Annotated in this window: 21 protein-coding genes; 7 read left to right on the top strand and 14 right to left on the bottom strand. The window is 67.0% G+C overall.

Features of this window, described 5'->3' with window-relative positions; all coding sequences use genetic code 11:
* Window positions 1-137 precede the first annotated feature (137 nt).
* From ABIC94_RS23035 to ABIC94_RS23015, 5 genes are all read left to right on the top strand, one after another.
* Window positions 138-1115: an ABC transporter ATP-binding protein gene (locus ABIC94_RS23035; protein WP_354375302.1), complete on the top strand. Its 978-nt coding sequence runs from the start codon at window positions 138-140 to the stop codon at window positions 1113-1115.
* A complete protein-coding gene (locus tag ABIC94_RS23030; RefSeq protein WP_436318084.1) occupies window positions 1112-2428 on the top strand; it encodes an amino acid deaminase in 1317 nt (438 codons plus the stop codon). Before ABIC94_RS23035 ends, ABIC94_RS23030 begins: the two co-directional genes overlap by 4 nt.
* Before the next feature lie 10 nt (window positions 2429-2438).
* Window positions 2439-3350: a MurR/RpiR family transcriptional regulator gene (locus ABIC94_RS23025; protein WP_354375301.1), complete on the top strand. Its 912-nt coding sequence runs from the start codon at window positions 2439-2441 to the stop codon at window positions 3348-3350.
* On the top strand, window positions 3347-4822 hold the full coding sequence (locus ABIC94_RS23020; RefSeq protein WP_354375300.1) for an N-acyl-D-amino-acid deacylase family protein: 1476 nt from the start codon (window positions 3347-3349) through the stop codon (window positions 4820-4822). Before ABIC94_RS23025 ends, ABIC94_RS23020 begins: the two co-directional genes overlap by 4 nt.
* Before the next feature lie 306 nt (window positions 4823-5128).
* Complete coding sequence (locus ABIC94_RS23015; RefSeq protein WP_354375299.1) at window positions 5129-5548, top strand: hypothetical protein; 420 nt, start codon at window positions 5129-5131, stop codon at window positions 5546-5548.
* A gap of 91 nt (window positions 5549-5639) precedes the next feature.
* Here ABIC94_RS23015 and ABIC94_RS23010 read toward each other — a convergent pair whose 3' ends face one another.
* Window positions 5640-6056, bottom strand: a complete 417-nt coding sequence (locus tag ABIC94_RS23010) for a RidA family protein (protein ID WP_354375298.1) — start codon at window positions 6054-6056, stop codon at window positions 5640-5642.
* A gap of 153 nt (window positions 6057-6209) precedes the next feature.
* On the opposite strand from ABIC94_RS23010, the gene ABIC94_RS23005 reads away from it, so the two are divergent.
* Together ABIC94_RS23005 and ABIC94_RS23000 are read left to right on the top strand one after the other, a co-directional pair.
* A complete protein-coding gene (locus ABIC94_RS23005) occupies window positions 6210-7142 on the top strand; it encodes a LysR family transcriptional regulator (protein ID WP_354375297.1) in 933 nt (310 codons plus the stop codon).
* A gap of 93 nt (window positions 7143-7235) precedes the next feature.
* Window positions 7236-7844 carry a flavin reductase family protein gene (locus ABIC94_RS23000; protein WP_354375296.1) on the top strand — a complete coding sequence of 203 codons (609 nt, stop codon included), beginning with the start codon at window positions 7236-7238 and terminating at the stop codon, window positions 7842-7844.
* Window positions 7845-7867: 23 nt separating this feature from the next.
* Here the strand turns inward: ABIC94_RS23000 and ABIC94_RS22995 are convergent, their stop codons facing one another.
* The 13 genes from ABIC94_RS22995 to paaA form a co-directional block, all read right to left on the bottom strand.
* Window positions 7868-8662 (bottom strand): CPBP family intramembrane glutamic endopeptidase, encoded by a 795-nt coding sequence (locus tag ABIC94_RS22995; protein WP_354375295.1) that lies wholly within the window; start codon window positions 8660-8662, stop codon window positions 7868-7870.
* On the bottom strand, window positions 8659-9219 hold the full coding sequence (locus ABIC94_RS22990; RefSeq protein ID WP_354375294.1) for a methyltransferase family protein: 561 nt from the start codon (window positions 9217-9219) through the stop codon (window positions 8659-8661). The genes ABIC94_RS22995 and ABIC94_RS22990 overlap by 4 nt, the downstream gene beginning before the upstream one ends.
* A gap of 40 nt (window positions 9220-9259) precedes the next feature.
* Window positions 9260-10018 (bottom strand): SDR family NAD(P)-dependent oxidoreductase, encoded by a 759-nt coding sequence (locus ABIC94_RS22985; RefSeq protein WP_354375293.1) that lies wholly within the window; start codon window positions 10016-10018, stop codon window positions 9260-9262.
* Complete coding sequence (paaZ, locus tag ABIC94_RS22980; protein ID WP_354375292.1) at window positions 10018-12069, bottom strand: phenylacetic acid degradation bifunctional protein PaaZ; 2052 nt, start codon at window positions 12067-12069, stop codon at window positions 10018-10020. The genes ABIC94_RS22985 and paaZ overlap by 1 nt, the downstream gene beginning before the upstream one ends.
* A gap of 147 nt (window positions 12070-12216) precedes the next feature.
* Window positions 12217-12948, bottom strand: coding sequence for an ABC transporter ATP-binding protein (locus ABIC94_RS22975; RefSeq protein ID WP_354375291.1), 732 nt, complete (start codon window positions 12946-12948; stop codon window positions 12217-12219).
* Window positions 12945-14855 (bottom strand): branched-chain amino acid ABC transporter ATP-binding protein/permease, encoded by a 1911-nt coding sequence (locus tag ABIC94_RS22970; protein WP_354375290.1) that lies wholly within the window; start codon window positions 14853-14855, stop codon window positions 12945-12947. Before ABIC94_RS22970 ends, ABIC94_RS22975 begins: the two co-directional genes overlap by 4 nt.
* Window positions 14852-15880: a branched-chain amino acid ABC transporter permease gene (locus ABIC94_RS22965; protein WP_354375289.1), complete on the bottom strand. Its 1029-nt coding sequence runs from the start codon at window positions 15878-15880 to the stop codon at window positions 14852-14854. The genes ABIC94_RS22970 and ABIC94_RS22965 overlap by 4 nt, the downstream gene beginning before the upstream one ends.
* A 92-nt stretch (window positions 15881-15972) precedes the next feature.
* Window positions 15973-17121: an ABC transporter substrate-binding protein gene (locus ABIC94_RS22960; protein ID WP_354375288.1), complete on the bottom strand. Its 1149-nt coding sequence runs from the start codon at window positions 17119-17121 to the stop codon at window positions 15973-15975.
* A gap of 36 nt (window positions 17122-17157) precedes the next feature.
* Entirely contained in the window at window positions 17158-18252 is a 1095-nt protein-coding gene (paaE, locus tag ABIC94_RS22955) for a 1,2-phenylacetyl-CoA epoxidase subunit PaaE (RefSeq protein WP_354375287.1), read from the bottom strand.
* A gap of 3 nt (window positions 18253-18255) precedes the next feature.
* Window positions 18256-18783, bottom strand: coding sequence for a 1,2-phenylacetyl-CoA epoxidase subunit PaaD (gene paaD, locus ABIC94_RS22950; RefSeq protein ID WP_436318083.1), 528 nt, complete (start codon window positions 18781-18783; stop codon window positions 18256-18258).
* Window positions 18780-19559, bottom strand: coding sequence for a 1,2-phenylacetyl-CoA epoxidase subunit PaaC (gene paaC / locus ABIC94_RS22945; RefSeq protein WP_354375285.1), 780 nt, complete (start codon window positions 19557-19559; stop codon window positions 18780-18782). The genes paaD and paaC overlap by 4 nt, the downstream gene beginning before the upstream one ends.
* 10 nt (window positions 19560-19569) lie before the next feature.
* A complete protein-coding gene (paaB, locus tag ABIC94_RS22940; RefSeq protein WP_354375284.1) occupies window positions 19570-19875 on the bottom strand; it encodes a 1,2-phenylacetyl-CoA epoxidase subunit PaaB in 306 nt (101 codons plus the stop codon).
* A complete protein-coding gene (paaA, locus tag ABIC94_RS22935) occupies window positions 19872-20885 on the bottom strand; it encodes a 1,2-phenylacetyl-CoA epoxidase subunit PaaA (RefSeq protein ID WP_354375283.1) in 1014 nt (337 codons plus the stop codon). The genes paaB and paaA overlap by 4 nt, the downstream gene beginning before the upstream one ends.
* Window position 20886: the final 1 nt, after the last annotated feature.

The raw sequence follows: 20886 nt of genomic DNA, 5'->3' as shown, positions 1-20886 counted from the left end.
TCTTGCTCCCTCCCCTTCCGGGGGAGGGCTGGGGTGGGGGCATGCGGCCGTTCCGTCGTTGCGACGGTCTCCACCGCCCAGAGCCCCCATCCCAACCCTCCCCCGGAAGGGGAGGGAGCCAATACAACATCCCCACGATGACCACCGCCGCCCCCCTCATCGAAGTCCGCGGACTCAAGAAATACTTCGGCAGCAGCGACCGTCCGGTACGCGCGGTCGACGACGTGTCGTTTGCCATCCAGCCCGGCGAAACGCTGGGCCTGGTCGGCGAATCGGGCTCGGGCAAGAGCACCATCGGCCGCACCGTGCTTCGCCTGATCGAACGCACCGAGGGTCAGGTGCTCTACCGCGGCGACGACATCGGCGCGCTCTCGGGCGAACGCATGCGCAAGCTGCGCAGCAAGCTGCAGATCATTTTCCAGGACCCGTATGCGAGCCTGAACCCGAAGATGCGCATCAGCGCCATCCTCGGCGAGGCGCTGTCCACACATGGCCTGCACAGGGGCGCCGCGGCGCGCGACAAGCGCATTGCCGAGCTGCTCGAAACCGTGGGCCTGCGCGCCGAGCATGCAAGCCGCTTTCCGCACGAGTTCTCGGGCGGCCAGCGCCAGCGCATCGGCGTGGCGCGCGCGCTCGCTGTGGAGCCCGAGTTCATCGTGGCCGACGAGCCGCTGTCGGCGCTCGACGTGTCGATCCAGTCGCAGGTCATCAACCTGCTGGCCGACCTGCGCGAGCGCCTGGGCCTCACCATGCTCTTCATTTCGCACGACCTCGACGTGGTCGAGTACCTGTGCGACCGGGTCGTGGTGCTGTACCTGGGCAAGGTGATGGAAGTGGCCACCACCGATGAGCTGTTTGCGCGGCCTTCGCATCCCTACACGCAGGCGCTGCTGGCCGCGAGCCCGAAGCCCGACCCGACGCTGGCCACCGAACGCATCGCGCTCAAGGGCGACATTCCCAGCCCGATCTCGCCGCCTTCGGGCTGCGTGTTCCGCACCCGTTGCCCGCACGCCATCGAAGCCTGCGCGCAGACGGTGCCGCCGCTCGACGAGATTTCTCCCGGACACTACAGCGCCTGCATCCGAAAAGAGCTGCTCTCCAACATTGCCGCATGACCATGACCGACACCACCGCTGCCGCCGACCAGGATTTCAACGACCCGCTGCTGGGCAGCAACTTCAAGGGCTATCCGCGCACCCAGCCGCCGCGCCGCCGAAGCGAAGTCGGCGCCGCGGGCTGGAACGTGCTTGCCGGCGATCTGCCGCTGCCGCTGGCCGTGCTCAAGCGCGAGGCGCTCGAGCACAACCTGGCCTGGATGCAGTCGCGCGTGCGCGAATGGGGCATCGACCTGGCGCCGCACGGCAAGACCACCATGTCGCCGCAGCTCTTCCAGCGCCAGCTCGATGCCGGCGCCTGGGGCCTGACCTTTGCCACGGTGACGCAACTCGCCGTGGGCGTGGCGGCCGGCGCGCGCCGCACGCTCATCGCCAACCAGGTGGTGAGCGACGAAGACCTGGCCGGCATCCAGATGCTGCTGCAGGCGCATGTCGACCTGCGCATCGTGTTCCTGGTCGATTCGCTCGCGCAGCTTGCGCTGATCGAAGACTGGGCGAAACGCCATCCGGCAAGCGTGCCTTTCGAGGTCATGATCGAGATCGGTGTCGAAGGGGCACGCACCGGCTGCCGTACGCACGAAGAAGCCGTGGCGCTCGCCACGCGGCTGCGCGCCAGCGATGCGGCCAAGCTCGTGGGCATCGAGACCTACGAGGGGCAGGGCGCCACCGGTGCCAGCGAACCCGACACGGCCTACGCCAACACGCTGATGGACCGCGTGGAAGCCATCGCGCGCCACTGCGACACGCAGCAGCTGTTCGAAACCGGCGAGGTGCTGGTCTCTGCCGGCGGCTCCGCCATCTTCGACCTCGTGGCCGGCCGCTTGAAGCCGGTGCTGGGTTCGCCGGTGCGCGGCCTGCTGCGCTCGGGCTGCTATGTCACGCACGACCACGGCTTCTACAAGCGCATGGTGAGTGCGGTGGACGAGCGCCTGGGGTGCGGTTGCGGCGAGAGCCTGCGCCCCGCGATGGAAGTGTGGGCCACCGTGCAGTCGCGGCCCGAGCCCGGCCTGGCGATTCTGGCCGTCGGCAAGCGCGACATATCGTTCGACCTTTCGATGCCGGTGCCGATCGCTCGCGCCGCGCGCGGCATGCTCGAAGCGCAAGCCGTGCCCGCGGGCTGGAAGATCACCGCGCTCAACGACCAGCACGCCTACCTGCGATGGGATGCATCCGAAGAAACGCAGGCCCCCGTGGTCGGCGACCGTGTCGGCCTCGGCATTTCGCACCCCTGCACCACCTTCGACAAATGGCACTGGATGCCGGTGGTCGAAGAAAACTACCGCGTGAGCGACGCCGTCGCCATGCACTTCTGAACACGAACCGATGACTCCCTCATTGCTTCAGAAGATCGCCGAACTCCGCAGCAGCGCACCGGCCACGCGGCGCGCGATTCTCGACCTGATCCTCGAAGACCCCGACCGCGCGCTCGAAGAAAGTTTCGAGCAGCTGGCCGAGCGCTCGCGCAGTTCGGTGCCCACCATCATGCGCACCTGCCGCGACCTGGGCTTTGCAGGGCTGCGCGAATTCAAGCTTGCGCTCGCGCAGGAGCTGGCGCTTGGCGGCTCGCCGCTGCACCGGCGCGTGAACATCGAGGACGCGGCCGATGAAGTCGTCAGCAAGATCGCGCGCAGCGCCGCGGCTTCGGTCTCGGGCGTGCGCGGGCAGCTCGATATGCAGGTGCTCGAGGGGGCGGTGGCCGTCATTGCGGCCGCGCCGCATGTCGACTTGTACGGCGCGGGCGCCACGTCGTGGTTCATGGCCAACGACCTGCAGGCGCGGCTCTTCAGGCTCGGCCTCTCGGCCAACGCCTGGGCCGACTACCACCTGCAGCAGGTGGCGGGTGCCGCGCAGCGTCCGGGCGGCGTGGTCATTGCCATTTCGCACGTGGGCGGCATGCCGTCGCTGCTCGACGCGGTGGACATCGCGCGCGGGCAGGGCGCCAAGGTGGTCGCACTCACGCGGCCCGGCACCGCGCTGGCGGCCAAGGCCGACTTTCTGCTGGGCCTCTCGGTGCCCGACGACGCCGTGATGCACGTGGGCATCGATGCCTACCTGACGCACCTCACCGCCATCGAGATTCTCACGGTGCTGGTGGCGCAGCGTCGCGGCGAGCCCGCGGTGCAGCGCCTGCAGCGTGCACGCGAAGCCTTCCAGCGCCATGGCATCGACGCCACCACGCATCCGCTGCAAAGCTGGGATGGCGGCGGCATCAACACCGGAGGCCGCGCATCGTGAGCGACGCCAAAGCCATATTGCTCGAGGCCGGCCTGGTGGTCGACGGCTCGGGTGGGCCTTCGTGGCCCGGCGACCTGCTGCTGCAGGGCGACCGCATCGTCGCGCTGGGGGAAGGCCTGCGCGAGCGGCTGCCCGAAGGGATTGCGCTGGCCGACGTGGAGATCGTCGACTGCCGCACGAAGGTGATTGCACCCGGCTTCATCGACGCGCACACGCACGACGACGCCATCGTGCTGCGCGACCCGCTGTGCCTGCCCAAGGTGTCGCAAGGCATCACCACCGTGGTGACCGGCAACTGCGGCATCTCGCTCGCGCCGTATCGCACGCCGCAGTCCAAGCCGCCGCTCACGCTGCTGGGCGCGGAATCATTCAAGCATGCCACCATGGCCGAGTACCGCGCAGCCGTCGATGCGACGCAGCCGGCAATCAACGTGGCGGCGCTGGTGGGCCACACCACCTTGCGCTTCGCGGCCATGGAAGCGCTCGACCGGCCCGCGAACGGCGATGAGTTGGCGCGCATGGAAGCACTGCTCGACAGCTGCATGGCCGAGGGCGCGCACGGCATGTCGTCGGGGTTGTTTTATGAAGAAGCGTTTGCCGCTCCCGCCGAGGAAGTGACCGCACTCGCACGCGTCGTGGCAAGGCATGGGGGTGTCTACGCCACGCATCTGCGCAGCGAAATGCAGCAGATCATCGAAGCGCTGCACGAGGCCGGCGACACCGCCTTCAGCGCCGGCGTGCCGCTGGTCATTTCGCACCACAAGTGCGCCGGCCCCGCGAACTGGGGCCGCACCAAGGAAACGCTGCCGCTGATCGAGGCGCTGGCGCAGCGCCAGCAGATCGCGATGGACGTGTACCCCTACGTCGCGGGCTCCACCGTGCTGCGCGAAGACTTGGTCGATGGCGTCATCGATGTGCTGCTGACCTGGTCCGATCCGCACCCGGAGATGACGGGCCGCCTGATCTCCGACATTGCGCGCGAGTGGGGCACCACCGAGCAGGAGGCCTGCCTGCGCCTGAAGCCCGGCGGCGCCTGCTATTTCCAGATGCAGGAAGAAGACGTGGAGCGCGTCATCGCGCATCCGCTCACCATGATCGGCAGCGACGGCCTACCGCACGACCGGCATCCGCATCCGCGCCTGTGGGGCGCGTTCCCACGCGTGTTCGCGCGCTACTGGCGCCAGCGCCGCCTGTTCACGCTCGAGCAGGCCGTGCACAAGATGACGGGCATGACCGCGCGCAACTTGCGCATTGCCGACCGCGGCCTGCTGCGCGCGGGAACCATGGCCGACGTGGTGGTGTTCGACCCTGAGACCATTGCCGATACCGCCACCTACGACAAGCCGCATGGCGTCAGCCTAGGCGTGGAGTGGGTGTTCGTGAACGGCGTGCTGGCGTATCGCGGCGGTGGCGATGAGGCGAAGGTGCTTGCTCGGGCGGGGCGGATGCTTGGCCGCGGGGAGAAGGCGTAATTCATTCAGGGCGAGTGCAAAGGCCACCGGGTACTCCCCTCCGCGAATGTCCCCCGCCTTCGGCTCCTCCTTTATTTCGCTGCGGGGAGCACCCGATGCCCTGTGCACACCGGGCGCTGCGCTTGTTCCGTTCGATCAACGACCACCGCGCATAACGCTCACGTCGATGGGGTGCCTTGCGCAGCGAAATAAAGGAGGAGGCCGCAGGCCGGGGGACATTCGCGGAGCAAGGTACCCCGTCGGCGGGTGCGCGCCCTGAACAACAAGCCCCGGGTAGGATGCGCCACCTCCACGCTCCTCCTTTCCATGCACACAGCAGCACGCCATCTCGTCTTCCACGCAGCAGTGATCCTGCTTTTCGGACTCTTGCTCGGTGCGCCCTATGCGAAGGCCATCAAGCGCAATGCGCCGGCCCACATCGTCAACTCCTGGCGCGTGGCGCACTTGAGCCTGCCCATCGGTGCGACGCTGATGCTCGCGACGGCTGCCGTGCTGACCTTGCTCGCGGTTTCCATGCCGGTCATGTGGGTCATCGCCGTTGCGCTGATCGTTTCAGGCTACGGCTTCTGCGTTGCCACGCCCCTGGCCGCAATCACGGGCCAGCGCGGGTTGTCTTCCGATGGCGCTGGCCTGGGCAAGCTCGTCTATGCTGGAAACATGGTCGGTGCGTGGGGCTCGATCGTCGGTGCTGTCGCGTTGCTCTGGGCGGCGTTCGTCGCGCTCTGACGGGCAGGAACTCTGCAATGGCGGTGCGGTTGGACGACAGGCACTCGTGGGCGGTTTCCGGTTCTCCGGTTGTTCCCCTCACGAATCCCGCTTACGCGCGGTCGTCGCCGCCACCGATCTGCGGAAGTTTCGCGATCACCTTGATCTCGAACTGGAAGCCGTAGAGCCACGTCACACCGATGCCGGTCAACGTCGGGTGCGGCGCATTACCCCAATATTCCGGCAGTACCTTCCAGATCGTGTCGAACTTCGATTCGGGATCGACGATGAACACGGTGACGTCGATCACGTCGTCGAACGTGCAGCCTGCGGCCCCGAGGATCGCATTCAGGTTGTCGAACGCGAGCCGGACCTGCGCCTCCAGGTCGGGCTCGGGCGAGCCGTCGGGGCGGCTGCCGACCTGTCCCGAAACGAACAAAAAGCCATTGGACCGGATCGCCGGCGAATAGCGATTCTTTTCGTAGAGCGCCTGGCGCCCGGGCGGGAAAACGACGTCACGTTGAGCCATGGAGATTGCCTTCTTTTCTTGATGGGCCGAAGCCGACCCGTTGATAACGATGAAGGGACTTTAGGCAGCCGCGTCACCCGGATAAACAGGCAAAGTCAACAATCACTGTTTGCAGAACCCAAACAATCTTCGAATCAGCAGGAGCGGATAGACATGGACCGTTTCGATGCGATGCAGGCATTCGCCCGTGTGGTGGAAACACGCAGCTTCACCCAGGCGGCCGAGACGCTGCACATGAGCAAGACCAGCGTGACGCAACTGGTGCAACAGCTGGAAGCGCGGTTGCGCGTGCAGTTGCTCAACCGGACCACGCGCAAGGTCAACGTCACGGCCGACGGCGCGGCCTATTACGAGCGCGTGGTGCGCCTGCTGGCCGACATGGACGATGCCGAAACCAGCCTGTCCGGCGCCTCGGCGTCGCCGCGGGGCCGGCTGCGCGTGGATGTGCCGACCCCGCTGGCCCGCATGCTCCTGGTGCCGGCCTTGCCGGCGTTCCATGCGCGCTATCCCGACATCCAGCTCGACATGGGCGTGAGCGATCGCATGGTGGACCTGATCGGCGAGAACGTGGACTGCGTCGTGCGTGGCGGAGAACTCACCGACCAGTCGCTGATGGCACGCCGCGTGGGCGACCTGCAGCTCAAGGTCTGCGCGGCGCCGGACTACCTCGAACGTGCCGGCACGCCTTCGCATCCGAGGGAGCTGGAAGACACGCACCACCGCATCGTGGGTTACCACTGGTCGCGCACCGGCAAGACCTTTCCATACGCCATGCGCCGCGGCGGCGAGCACATCGAAGTGCAAGGCCGCTACGTGCTCGCGGTAGACGACGGCAATGCCTATCTTGCGGCCGGCCTGGCCGGACTGGGCGTTCTCTGGCTGCCGGACTACATGTGCAAGGCGCACCTGGCGCGTGGCGAGCTGGTGCCCCTGTTCGAAGATTGGCAGCTCGATCCGATGCCGATGTACGTGGCGTTCCCGCCCAACCGGCATGTCAGCGCCAAGCTGCGCGTGTTCATCGACTGGATCGCCGAGCTGATGGCACACCAAGCGCCCGTCGTCGTTCGCGGCCGACGTGACTCGTGAATTGCGACTGGAACGTCGGGAGCAGGGCGAGACCGGGTTCATGCTGGTAGGCTGGCGGCTTCCATTCCCTGGACTCATCTTCGTTCCACGCGCATGAATGCCTCTTACCGCCGGCCGGTTCCATTGAACAAGGCCTATCGCCTGCTGAACCACGGCCCGACCGTGCTCGTGAGCGCTGCCCACGGCGGCCAGCGCAACATCATGGCCGCGGCCTGGGCCATGCCGCTGGACTTCGACCCGCCCAAGGTGGCCGTGGTGCTCGACAAGAGCACCTGGACGCGCGCGCTGCTCGAAGGCGCGGGCACCTTCGCGCTGCAGGTGCCTTCGCGCGCGCAGCTCGACCTGACAGATGCCCTGGGCAACAGCTCGGGCCGCGAAATCGCCGAGCGCGACGGGCACGACAAGTTCGCAGCCTACGGGCTACAGACTTTCACCGGCGCAGCCGGTACGGCGCCCCTGCTGGAAGACTGCGTTGCATGGCTCGAATGCCGGCTGCTGCCCGAACCGCCGATCCAGCAGCGCTACGACCTGTTCCTGGGCGAAGTGATCGCGGCGCAGGCCGACTCGCGCGTGTTCGCCGAGGGACGCTGGAACTTCACGGGGCACGACGAGCTGCGCACGCTGCACCATGTGGCGGGCGGGCACTTCATCGTCGATGGCGACGCTGTGGATGCGCAGCCGTTCGCACCCGTGCAACCTTAGTTCTTGAACGGCGGGCGACCCGGTCAGGGCGCCGGCCTGCGCGCAATGGGCGCCACCAGCATGTGCCGCAAAGCCAGCACGCCGCACACGGTCGCCAGCGCGATCACCAGCAAGGCCAGCGCGGTGTCTGAAAGCGACACAGTCTCGGGCAGGTCGCTGATGAAGATCGTGCCCGTGTTGTAGGCCGCATGCAGTGCGATACACGGGATGAGCGAGCGGGTGCGCTCATAGAGCCATCCGAGCACCGTGCCCATCGCCAGGCCAACGACGAACTGGTAGATGTTCATGTGCGCCACGCCGAAGAGCAGCGCCGAGCCCACGATGGCCTGCCACCGCGAATAGCGCTGCAGGAACCCGCGCAGCACGATGCCGCGGAACAGCATTTCTTCCAGCAGCGGCGCCATGACGCACACCGCCAGCGTGGCCGCCACGCTGCCGTCGGCCATGCGGCTGAACATCGATTCCTCCCAGGCCGAAAGCGGCGCGATCAGCACCAGCAGGTTCATCGCGGCCACTATCACCACCATCAGCCCCGGCACCAGCAGCAGCACCGGCGGAACGATCAGCACCAGCGTGGCCCTGGCGGAGGCCGGGGACTGGTGGAACAGCTCGCGATAGGTGAGCTGCTGGAAGTGCATGACCCCGGCGAATACGCAGCCGTTGCCCAGCACGGCGGAAAGCACGCCCAGCTGCATGTCGTTGAGTCCGAGCCAGCGGTTGGCATCGCGCAGCGCAACGGCAATGACGAATTCGCAAAGGAACAGCGCCAGGAACAGGAGGGCGGCTTGCGGCCCGCTGGGAAAGCCCGGGCTTTTCACAGCACGAACGGAATGAAGCGCCGCGTGCGGCGCATGTACTCGCGGTACGCATCGCCAAAATGCGCGATGCATTCCTTTTCGTCGCTGCGTGCCGTCAGAAACAGCAGCATCGTGGCCGCCAGCACCAGCGCAAGCGTGAGCCAGGTGAACTGCTTCAGGAAGGCGCCCCAGGCCAGCAGCATCAGCGCCGTGTACATCGGGTGGCGAATGTAGCGGAAGGCGCCGGTACTGACGATGGACGACGTCTTCTCGAAACCATAGAGCGCCGGGTCGTCGTTGCGTGCCTCGGTCGGCTTGCCCTGGGCCTTGAGCAGCTTCACCGCATGGATCGGCAGCCAGATCGACAGCGCCAGGAACACGCAGGAGAGCAGCTGGGTGAACGACAGCGGGTCGACATGCCACACCGGCAGGTTCACGATGATCAGCACCAGCATGCATTCCCACGCGAAGAAGCGGTAGAAGCCGTGCGAGCCGGGCTGGCGCAGCGGCCCGCGCGAGACGTGCAGCAGCGCGGCCGTGCCGGCGACAAAAAGAAAGATCTGAAACCAGAGAAGCATGGCGGCCGAATTTACACGGCCCGCCCGACTTCAGCCAGATTCAGCCAGAAATAGAAAATCCGCCGTCCACCGGAATGGCGGTGCCGGTCACGTAGTCCGAAGCCCGGCTTGCCAGAAACACGGCCGTGCCGGCAATGTCGGCCGGCTGGCCCCAGCGGCCGGCGGCGGCGCGGGCCACCACGCGGTCGTACAGGCCCGGAATCTGGCTGCGGGCGCCGTCGGTCAGCTCGGTTTCGAACCAGCCGGGAAGAATCGCGTTGACCTGGATGTTGTCGGCCGCCCACGAGAGCGCGGTCGACTTGGTGAGCTGCACGATGCCGGCCTTGCTCGCGGCATAGGCCGGGGCATAGGGTGCGCCGAAGATCGACATCATCGAGCCGATGTTGATGATCTTGCCGCCGCCCGCCTTCTTCAAATGAGGATGTGCGGCCCGGCTGCACAAAAAGGCGCTGGTCAGGTTGGTGTCCATCACCTTGTGCCACTCGTCCAGCGCCAACTGGTCGACCGGCTTGCGCACCGTGGTGCCGGCGTTGTTGATGAGGATGTCGAGCCGGCCACAGCGCGCGGCCGCTTCGTCGAAAGCCTTCTGCACCGAGGCTTCATCGGCCACATCGACCTCCAGCGCGAAGCTGTCGCTGCCCAGCGCCTTCAGCGCCTCGACCGCGGCGGCCGATTTCTGGGCGTTGCGCGCGGCCACGATGACGCGGGCGCCGGCCTTGGCAAGGCCCTGGGCCATCCCCAGGCCGATGCCGCCATTGCCGCCGGTGACGAATGCCGTTTTTCCTGTGAGATCGAACATCAGGTGGTTTCTGGTTTCTTGGAGACGAGGGTCAGGATATCGTAGCTCGCGACCAGCTCGCCGTCCTGGTTCGTCACCTCGACATCCCAGGCCACCACGCCCTGGCCCTGGCCGCTCGCGTCCTTCTTGTTGCGGTCGATCTTGCGCTTGCAGGTCAGGCGCGCGCGAATGGTGTCGCCAATGCCCACGGGCTTGACGAAGCGCAGCGTGTCGAGGCCGTAGTTGGCGAGCACCGGGCCTGGCGCGGGCGACACGAAGAGGCCGGCGGCGGCTGACAGCACGAAGTAGCCGTGCGCGATGCGCTTGCCGAAAGGCGACTCCTTTGCTGCCACCTCGTCGAAGTGCATGTAGAAATAGTCGCCCGAGATGCCGCCGAACGCGACGATGTCGGCCTCGCCGACCGTTCGGCGGTGCGTAAGGAGCGAGTCGCCGATGCGCAGGTCTTCGAAATGGCGGCGGAAGGGATGCACCTCGCTTTCGCGCACGGCCGCGCCGCGCACATGCTCGCCGGTGATCGCGGCCAGCATAGTGGGCGAGCCTTGCACCGCGGCGCGCTGCAGGTAGTGCTTCACCGCGCGCAGGCCGCCGAGCTCTTCACCGCCGCCCGCGCGGCCCGGGCCGCCGTGCTTGAGCTGCGGCAGCGGCGAGCCATGGCCGGTCGATTCGGCGGCGGCTTCGCGGTCGAGCACCAGCAGGCGGCCGTGCCATGCGGCAGCGACCGGAATGGCCTTGGCCGCGATGGCCGGGTCGCGCGTGACCAGCGTGCCGACGAGGCTGCCGCGGCCGCGCGCGGCCAGCGCAAGCGCTTCGTCGATGCTGTCATAAGGCATCAGCGTGCTGACGGGGCCGAAGGCTTCGACGTCGTGCGCGGCATCGTGTTCGAGCGGCTTGCGGCTCAAGAGCAGCGTGGGCGCGAAGAAGGCGCCTTCGCTCACGCCGTCGCCCACGGGCGAGAAGCCGTCGCGCGCGCCGTAGACCAGCTCGGCGCCTTGCAGCAGCGTGGCGACGCGTTCGGCCACGTCGGCCTGCTGTGCGTGCGAGGCAAGGGCGCCCATGCGCACCTCTTCGCGCGAGGGATCTCCGATGACGGTCTTGGCGAGCCGCGCGCGCAGGCGGTCCGCCACCGCATCGAGATGCTGGCGCGGCACGATCGCGCGGCGAATGGCGGTGCATTTCTGGCCGGCCTTGATGGTCATTTCGCGCGCCACCTCTTTCACGAACAGATCGAACTCTTCGTCGTCGGGCGTCACGTCGGGCGCGAGGATCGCGCAGTTGAGCGAGTCGGCCTCGGCGTTGAACGGAATCGATTGGCGCACCAGGTTCGGGTGCACGCGCAGCTTGGCGGCCGTGTCGGCCGAGCCGGTGAAGGTGACGACATCCGCGCCCTCGAGCCGGTCGAGCAGGTCGCCCGTGCCACCGACCACGAGTTGCAGGCTGCCTTCCGGCAGGATGCCCGACTGCACGATGAGCCGCACCAGCGCTTCGGTGAGGTAGCTGGTCGCGGTGGCCGGCTTGCCGATGCACGGCATGCCCGCGAGGAAACTGGGCGCGAACTTCTCGAGGAGCCCCCACACCGGAAAGTTGAACGCGTTGATGTGCACCGCCACCCCGCCGCGCGGCACCAGGATGTGCGTGCCCGCAAAGCCGCCCTTCTTGCCGAGCGGAAAGGCCGGGCCTTCGTGCACCAGGTTGCCCGAGGGGAGCTCGTTGGTGCCGATGCCGGCATAGGCGCTGAGCGTGCCGGCGCCGCCTTCGATGTCGATCCAGCTGTCGGCGCGGGTCGCGCCGGTGTGGGCGGAGATTGCGTAGAGCGTTTCCTTGTTGGCCGCAAGGTACTTGGCCAGCGCCTTCAGGCGTTCGGAGCGCTGCTGGAAGTCGAGCGCCATCAGCGTGGGCAGGCCGACCCGGCGCGCGTGGTTCAGCGCTTCGGCGAAGTCGATGGCCTCGGCATGCGTGCTTGCCACGGGCTGGCCGTTGACGGCGCTGCGCAGCTGTTGTGCGCTCTCTTTGCCGATCCAGCGGCCGGCGATGTAGCTTTGAAGGGTGGTCATGAGAGTGTCCTTTCGATGTGTTGCTCCTTCCCCCGCTGGGGGAAGGCTGGGATGGGGGCAGGCGGCGCTGGTTCGGCGCGGTGCCTTATCGATCGCCGCCTGCCCCCACCCCAACCCTCCCCCGGAAGGGGAGGGAGAAAAACAGGGTCATTTCTTGTTGCCGATGCCCAGGTAGGTGTCGATGATTCGTTGGTCGTGCAGCAGGTCTCCGGCCTTGCCTTCAAGCGCCACTGCGCCCATCTCCAGCACATAGGCGCGGTCGGCGACCTGCAGCGCCGCGCGCGCGTTCTGCTCCACCAGGAGCACCGAGACGCCATGGCTGCGCAGTTGAGAAACCACGCGCAGCACCTCACGCACCACCAGCGGCGCCAGGCCCAGCGAGGGTTCGTCCAGCATCAGGAGCCGCGGGCGCGCCATCAATGCGCGGCCGATGGCGAGCATCTGGCGCTCGCCGCCCGAAAGCGTCGAGGCCAGCTGCGGCTTGCGTTCGCGCAGCCGTGGAAAGATCTCGAACACTTCTTCCATGCGTGCACGCTGGTCGCGCTTGCCCTTGCGCCACTGGTAGAAGCCGCCGAGCAGCAGGTTGTCTTCGACCGACATGTCGCCGAACAGCTCGCGCCGCTCGGGCACCAGCGCCACGCCGCGCGCCACCATGGTCTCGACGCCGGGGCGTGCGATGCGCTCGCCATGCAGCGTGAGGCTGCCGGTGGAGGGCAGCAGGCCCATGGTTGCGCACAGCAGCGTGGTCTTGCCGGCGCCGTTGGGTCCGATGACGGTGACGATCTCGCCTTCGTTCACATGCAGGCGCACGCTGTGCACCGCCTCCACGGTGCGGTAGGCGACGCAGAAGCCGTCGAGCTGTAGGAGCGGATGGCTCATCGTGCGTCCTCCAGCAGCTGGTCGTCGGCGCCGCCCAGGTAGGCCTCGAGCACGCGCGGATTGGCCTGCACTTCAGCCGGCGTGCCGGTCGCGATGACGGTGCCGAACTCCAGCACGGTGATGCGGTCGGCAAGGTTCATCACAAATTCCATGTCATGTTCCACCACGAGAATGCCAAGGCCTTCGGCGCGCAGCTGGCCCAGCAGCACGGAAAGCGCGCGCTTCTCCAGGTGGCGCAGGCCCGCGGCGGGTTCGTCGAGCAGCAACACCGAAGGCTGGCCGGCCAGCGCGCGCGCAATCTCGACCACGCGCTGCTGGCCGAGCGAGAGCGACGCGGCCGGCGTGTCGGCATGCGCGCCGAGGCCGCAGCGTTCGATCTGGCGGCGGGCCTCGGCCATCAGCGCGGCTTCTTCCGCGCGGTCCATCCGCAGCATCGCGGCGAGCCAACCGCGCCTGGCACGCAGGTGGGCACCGAGCGCGACGTTCTCGACCACGCTGCGCTGGCCGAGCAGGCGCACATGCTGGAAGGTGCGGCCCAGGCCGAGTGCCGCGAACACGCGCGAAGGCTTGGCCGCCATCGGATGGCCCGCTAGCCGCACTTCGCCGGAGCTTGGGTCGTCCACCCCGGAGATCATGTTGAAGAAGGTGCTCTTGCCCGCGCCGTTCGGACCGATCAGCGCGTGGATCTCGCCGGCCTTCAGCGTCATCGAGATGTCATTGTTGGCCACCAGCCCGCCGAAGCGCTTGCTGACGCTGGTGGCCTGGAGCAGCACCTCGTCCTTGGCGGGCAAGTTGCGTTGCACGAGCTGCGCGGCCGAGGCGGCGGGCCGTGCGGCATCGGTGGCCGCAACGGCATGCGGGCGTACCCAGCGCCTGGCGATGCGCGCCAGCGTGGGCCACAGGCCATCGGCAAAGCGTTGCAGCACGAAGAGCATGAGCAGGCCGAACACGATCACTTCGAAGTTGCCGCTGCTGCCGAGCAGCGAAGGCAGAACGTCCTGCAGCTTTTCCTTCAGCAGCGTGATGAGCGCGGCGCCCAGCACCGCGCCCCACAGGTGGCCCGCGCCGCCTACCACCGCCATGAACAGCAGCTCGATGCCGATGTTCAGGTTGAAAGGCGTGGGGTTGACGAAGCGCTGCAGGTGCGCATAGAGCCAGCCCGATACGGCGGCCAGCAGGGCAGCGAGCACAAAAAGCTTTACGCGGTGGCGGGCCGTGTCCACACCCATCGACTCGGCCATGAGCCGCCCGCCCTTGAGGGCGCGGATGGCCCGGCCTTCGCGCGAATCGAGCAGGTTGTGCATGGCCCAGAGCGCCAGCAGCAGCACGGCCCAGATCACCACGCCAAGCACACGCGGCGTCGCCAGCGAGAAGCCCGCGACGGCCAGCGGTGGTACGCCGGTGATGCCCGTCTGCCCGCCGAGGAAATCCATGTTGCCGAACAGGTAGTAGAGGCTCAGGCCCCAGGCGATGGTGCACAGCGGCAGGTAATGGCCCTGCAGCTTGAGCGTGACCGCACCCAGCGCCCATGCGAGCGCGAAGGTCAGCAACAGCCCCAGCAGCAGCCCGGCCCACGGCAGCAAGGCGGGGCCGACGACGCCGCCCATCCACGCCGCGGCGGTGGGCGATGTGCAGATCCACGCGGTGGCGTACGAGCCCATGCCGACGAACGCGGCCTGGCCGAAAGACGTCATGCCGCCCACGCCGGTCAGCATGACCAGCCCGACCGCGACCAATGCATAGAGCCCGATGTTGCTGAGCACCGAAACCGTGAACTCCGGCAGGAAGCCCCAGGCCGATGCAAGTGCCGCGACGCAGACGAGCGTGAGCTGCCTCGGGGTGATCAGCGCGCGGCCAACGGATGCCGCCGCGGCGTTGGCGGTGTTGTCGGCGGAGGTGTTGTTCATTCCTCGTCCTCTACATGGTGGCTGTGCAGCGAACGCCACCACAGCACCGGGATGATCAGCGTGAAGACGAGCACCTCCTTGAACGGGCTGGCCCAGAACGAAGCGAAGGCTTCGAGCTGGCCGACCAGCAGTGCGCCCGCGAGTGCCAGCGGATAGCTCGCGAGCCCGCCCACGATGGCGGCAACGAAGCCCTTCAGCCCGATCAGGAAACCGGTGTCGTAATACACCGTGGTGAGCGGCGCGATCAGGAGGCCCGAGATCGCACCGATCAGTGCGGCGAGCGCAAAGCTCAGGTCGCCCGAGAGCTCCGTTGGAATACCCGACAGCCGCGCGCCCACACGGTTGATGGCCGTGGCGCGCAGCGCCTTGCCGATCATCGAGCGGCCGAAGAAAAGGAACATCGCAATCACCAGCAGCAGCGTGACGCCGATCACCACCAGCGACTGCCCGCTGACCGGAATGCCGCCGACGTCGAAGCGTTCTTCCGAGAATGCCGTGGTGCGATAGCCTTCGGCACCGAAGAAGAGCAGGCCCAGCCCCACCAGCACGCCGTGCAGCGCCACCGAGACGATCAGCAGCATCAGCACGCTGGCATCGGCCAACGGCCGGTAGGCGAGGCGATAGAGCAGCGGCCCGAGCGGTGCGATCAGCACCAGCGTGGTGACGGCTTGAGCCGCCATCGAGGTCGGCTTGAGCCAGAGCACGAGCGCGCAGGCCAGCGCCGGCAGCGCCACGCACCAGGTGAGCGTCGAGCCCCAGTCCACCACCGTGCCGCGCTTCCAGCGCCAGGCTTCCACCACCAGCACCATCGCCGCAAGCGCGACCAGCAGCCAGAGCGTGGCCGGCACGCGGCCGGCCTGCAGCACCGCCATCGACAGAGCCCCGAAGGCGACGAACTCGCCTTGCGGAATGAAGATGACGCGCGTGACGGAAAACACCAGCACAAGAGCGAGCGCCATCAATCCATAGACGGCACCGTTCACGATGCCGTCTTGCCCGAGCAAAAGGGCGATCTGCAGATCCATAGAAAAACCTTCGGGCCTTGCCCGTGTGTCGAATCAGTCGTGCCCCCACCCCAGCCCTCCCCCAGAGGGGGAGGGAGCAAGGCGAGACGCGCTCAGGGCTGGTATTTCCAGGCGCCGTTCTCGATCTTGACCATGACGCGGGCGCGCTGATCGAGACCGAGATGGTCGTTGGCGGTCATGTTGAATACGCCGTGGGCGCCGGCGACGTCCTTCACCTGCTCGAGCGCGTCACGCAAGGCGGCACGGAACTCGGGCGTGCCAGGCTGCGCCTTCTTGAGCGCCACCGGCACGGCCGAGGTCATCAAGAGGCCCGCGTCCCATGCATGCGCGCCGAAGGTCGACACCGTGTTCTTGCCGTTCGCGCCCTCGTAGGCGGTGACGTAGGCCATGGCCGATTTCTTCACCGGATGGCTGGCCGGCAGCTGCTCGGCCACCAGCACGGGGCCGGCTGGCAGGAGGGTGCCTTCCACGTCCTTGCCACCCACGCGCAGGAAGTCTGCATTCGCGACGCCGTGCGTCTGGTACATCTTGCCGGCGTAGCCGCGCTCCTTCAGCGTCTTTTGCGGCAGCGCGGCCGGCGTGCCCGAGCCCGCAACCAGCACCGCATCGGCCTTGGCGGCCATGATCTTCAGGGCCTGGCCGGTCACGGAGGTGTCGGTGCGTGCGTAGCGCTCGTTGGCCACGATCTTGAGCTTCTTCAGGTCCGCCGCCTTGGCGAATTCCTGCGACCAGCCTTCGCCATACGCGTCGGAAAAACCGATGAAGGCCACGGTCTTCACGCCGTTGGCGGCCATGTGCTCGGCAATGGCGAGGGACATCATGATGTCGTTCTGCGGCGTCTTGAAGACCCACTGCTTCTTGGTGTCCATCGGCTCGATGATGCGGGCCGATGCGGCAATGGAAATCATCGGTGTCTTGGCTTCGCTCACCACGTCGATCATGGCGAGCGAGTTGGGCGTGGTGGTCGAGCCCAGCACGATGTCGACCTTGTTCTCGGCGATCAGCTTGCGGGCGTTGGCCACGGCCGCCGTGGTGTCGGAAGCATCGTCCAGCACGATGTAGTTGATCTTCTGGCCGCCGATGGTCTTGGGCATCAGGGAGATGGTGTTCTTCTCGGGAATGCCGAGCGAGGCGGCCGGACCGGTGGCCGAGAGCGTCACGCCGACGTTGATGTCGGCCCATGCCGCGGCGGCAGTGGCGCACAGCGCTGCGATCAGCAGGGGCTTGAAGAAGAATTTCATTTTGGTTTGTCTCCGGGTTGAAAAATTGTTGTGACGTCAGCGCTCGTCGAAGGACAGGGTGACGCGTTCCGTGAGAGGGTGCGCCTGGCAAGTCAGCACGAATCCTGCGGCTACTTCATTCTTGTCGAGCGCAAAGTTTCTTTCCATGCGGACTTCCCCCTCCACGAGCTTGGCGCGGCAGGTACCGCATACGCCCGAGGTGCATGAGAACGGCACTTCGAGCCCGGCCGCAGAAGCCGCGTCGAGGATGCTCGGCTGGCCTTCGGTAAAAGTGATCTCGCGCTGCAGGCCGTCGCGCACGATGGTGATGCGCGCCTGTTTGGCGTCACCGGGCCGGGCTTCGTGCACCACTGCGCCGACCTGGCCTGTCGACGTCGTGGAAGGCAGCGCAACGCCGAAGCGTTCGATGTGAATGCGTTCCTCCGGAACGCCAGCAGCGAGCAGCGCGGCCTCGGCCTCGTCGTTCATCTGGAACGGCCCGCAGATGTAGGCATGGTCGATGCTCTTCGCGGGCACCACCGTCCGGAGAAACTCGCCGATCTTCTCGCGGTTCATCACGCCGCGGCCCAACGGCGAATCGGTGTGCTCGTCGGAGAACACATGCTGCAGCACCAGGCGCGTCATGTAGCGGTTCTTCAGGTCCTCGATTTCTTCCTTGAACATCGTGGACTGCAACTGGCGGTTGCCGTAGATCAGCGTGAAACGGCTCTTGGGCTCGCGCGCCAGCACGGTCTTCATGATCGAGAGGATCGGCGTGATACCGCTGCCGCCTGCGATGCCGACGTGGTGGCGCGCCGAGGCCGGCTCGATGGGCACGAAGAAGCGGCCCTGCGGCGCCATGACCTGCACGGTATCGCCGGGCTGCAGATGCGCGTTGATCCAGTTCGAGAACACGCCGCCCTGCACCTTGCGCACGCCGACGCACAACTCGCCGTCGTCCAGGCCCGCGCAGATCGAATACGACCGGCGCAGGTCTTGCCCGTCGATGTCCTTGCGCAGCGTGAGGTACTGGCCTTGCGTAAAGCCGAAGACTTCCTGCAGTTCGGCCGGCACTTCGAACGAGACGATGACTGCCTCCGAGGTGTCGGGTTCGACGGCCTTCACGCGCAGCGGGTGGAAGAGGGTGCTCATCGCTTAGATCGGCTTGAAATGTTCAAAGGGCTCGCGGCAGGCCATGCAGCGGTACAGCGCCTTGCATGCGGTGGAGCCGAAGGCGGAAAGGCGCTCCGTGCGCTCGCTCGCGCAGCGCGGGCAGGCAATGCGTTCGCCGCCGGCGATACGGCCGAAGAGGCGAATGGGCATCGCGGTGCTGGCCGCGTCTTCGGGGGTGAGGTGCGCAGGCGGCGCGATGCCGTAGGCCTTGAGTTTGGCGCGGCCTTCATCGCTGATCCAGTTGCTGCTCCACGCGGGCGCGCGGCGCAGCGTGGCGCGTGCACGGCCGAGGCCGGCTTGCTCGATGGCGGCCAGCACATCGTGCTCGATGGCTTCGGTCGCGGGGCAGCCGGAGTAGGTGGGCGTGAGCACGATCTCCAGCCCGTCGTCGTGCTCGATCACTTCGCGCACGATGCCCAGGTCGCACACCGACACGGCCGGCACCTCGGGGTCGAGCACCGTGTGCAGCACGGCCCACGCCGCATCGACGCGCGACGCCAGCGCGTTCACCACACACCTCCGGGGAAGCTGCGTTGCAGATGCTGCATCTCGGTGAGGATGTAGCCCATGTGCTCGCTGTGGACGCCCTGTTTTCCGGTGCTGCGGAAGGCGGCTTCCTTCGGCATTGCGAGATTGGCCGCGTCGAGCACCTGCTGCATGTCGGCGAACCAGGGTTCGCGCAGTTCGCTCCACGCCGGGCCGAGCCCGCTGGCGCTGGCTTCGGCATCGACCGCATCGCTTTCGAACAGTTCGGGCACATAGAGCCACAGCTGCTTCAGGGCCTTCTCGGTGCGGCGGCGCGATTCGTCAGTGCCGTCGCCGAGGCGCACGACCCAGTCGCCAGAATGCTGCTGGTGGTAGCGCGCTTCCTTCACGGCCTTGCCGGCGATGGCGGCCACTTCGGCCTCGCTCGACGTGGCGAGGCGCTGCCACAGCAGCTTGAGCAGTGTCGCAACCATGGTGTTGCGCACCACGGCAAAGGCGAAGTCGCCGCGTGGCAGCTCGACCAGCGTGAGGTTGAAGTAGTCGCGTTCGTCGCGCAGGTAGGCGAGCTGGTCCTCGTCGTGCTCGCGACCTGTGCCCTCGAGCTTGCCGGCGTGTGTGAGCAGCGCGCGCGCCTGGCCGACGAGGTCGAGCGCGATGTTGGCCATGGCGATGTCTTCTTCCAGCACGGGCGCATGGCCGCACCATTCGCCGAGGCGCTGCGCGAGCACGAGGCAGGTATCGCCGACGCGCAGCAGGTATTGCACGGCGGGCGTTCGGTTCAGTTCGATCGATGCTTGCATGGTGCTCCGCTCACATGTGGTCCACGGACTTGGGCAACGAATAGAACGTCGGATGCCGGTACACCTTGTCCTCCGCCGGATCGAAGTACATGTCCTTGTCCCCCGGATCGCTGGCCACGATCTGGTCGGAGCGCACCACCCAGATGCTGCTGCCTTCCTGGCGGCGCGTGTACACGTCGCGCGCCATCTGGATCGCCATCTTCGAATCGGCCGCATGCAGGCTGCCGCAATGCTTGTGGTCAAGCCCCGCCTTGCTGCGCACGAACACTTCCCACAGGGGCCACTCTTGCGTGGAATTTTCGGTATCGGCGCTCATGCGGCCTCCTTCATCGGTTGCTTGTTGGCGTGGGCCATGGCGGCTTCGCGCACCCAGGCGCCGTCTTCCCAGGCGTCGACGCGGGCCTGCAGGCGCTCGCGGTTGCAGGGACCGTCGCCGCCGATCACGCGCCAGAACTCGCTCCAGTCGATGGCGCCGAAGTCGTGCGCCTGGCGCTCTTCGTTCCACTTCAGGTCAGGGTCTGGCAGGGTCACGCCGAGGATGCGCGCCTGCTCCACGGCGGCATCGATGAACTTCTGGCGCAGCTCGTCGTTGCTGAAACGCTTGATGCCCCAGCGCATCGACTGGGCCGAGTTGGGCGACTGGTCGTCCGGCGGGCCGAACATCATGATCGAGGGCCACCACCAGCGGTTGACCGCGTCCTGCACCATCGCTTTTTGCGCCTCGGTGCCGCGCGTCATCATGGTGAGCAGCGCTTCGTAGCCTTGGCGCTGGTGAAAGCTTTCCTCGCGGCAGATGCGAACCATGGCGCGCGCATACGGCGCATACGAACAGCGGCAGATCGGCACCTGGTTCATGATGGCCGCGCCATCGACCAGCCAGCCGATGGTGCCCATGTCGGCCCAGGTGAGCGTGGGGTAGTTGAAGATCGAGCTGTACTTGGCTTTGCCGCTGTGCAGCGCGTCGAACATCTGGTCGCGCGAAGTGCCCAGCGTTTCGGCGGCGGCATACAGGTAGAGCCCGTGGCCGCCTTCGTCCTGCACCTTGGCCAGCAGGATGGCCTTGCGCTTGAGCGTGGGCGCGCGGCCGATCCAGTTGCCTTCGGGCAGCATGCCGACGATTTCGGAGTGCGCGTGCTGGCTGATCTGGCGCACCAGCGTCTTGCGGTAGTGCTCGGGCATCCAGTCTTTTGCCTCGATGAAGTCGCCGGCATCGATATGGGCGTCGAAGCGTTCCTGGAGCCGCATTTCGTCGGCGGAGCGCACGGCCTTTTTCTTGCCGTCGTCGCCCGCGTCCTTGCCCATGGTGTCCATGGCCTGGGTGTACATG

Source organism: Variovorax paradoxus (genome assembly GCF_040544635.1).
Lineage (GTDB): Bacteria > Pseudomonadota > Gammaproteobacteria > Burkholderiales > Burkholderiaceae_C > Variovorax > Variovorax paradoxus_R.
The sequence above is the reverse complement of the archived record's forward strand: the minus strand, read 5'-3'. Positions and strand labels throughout refer to the sequence as shown.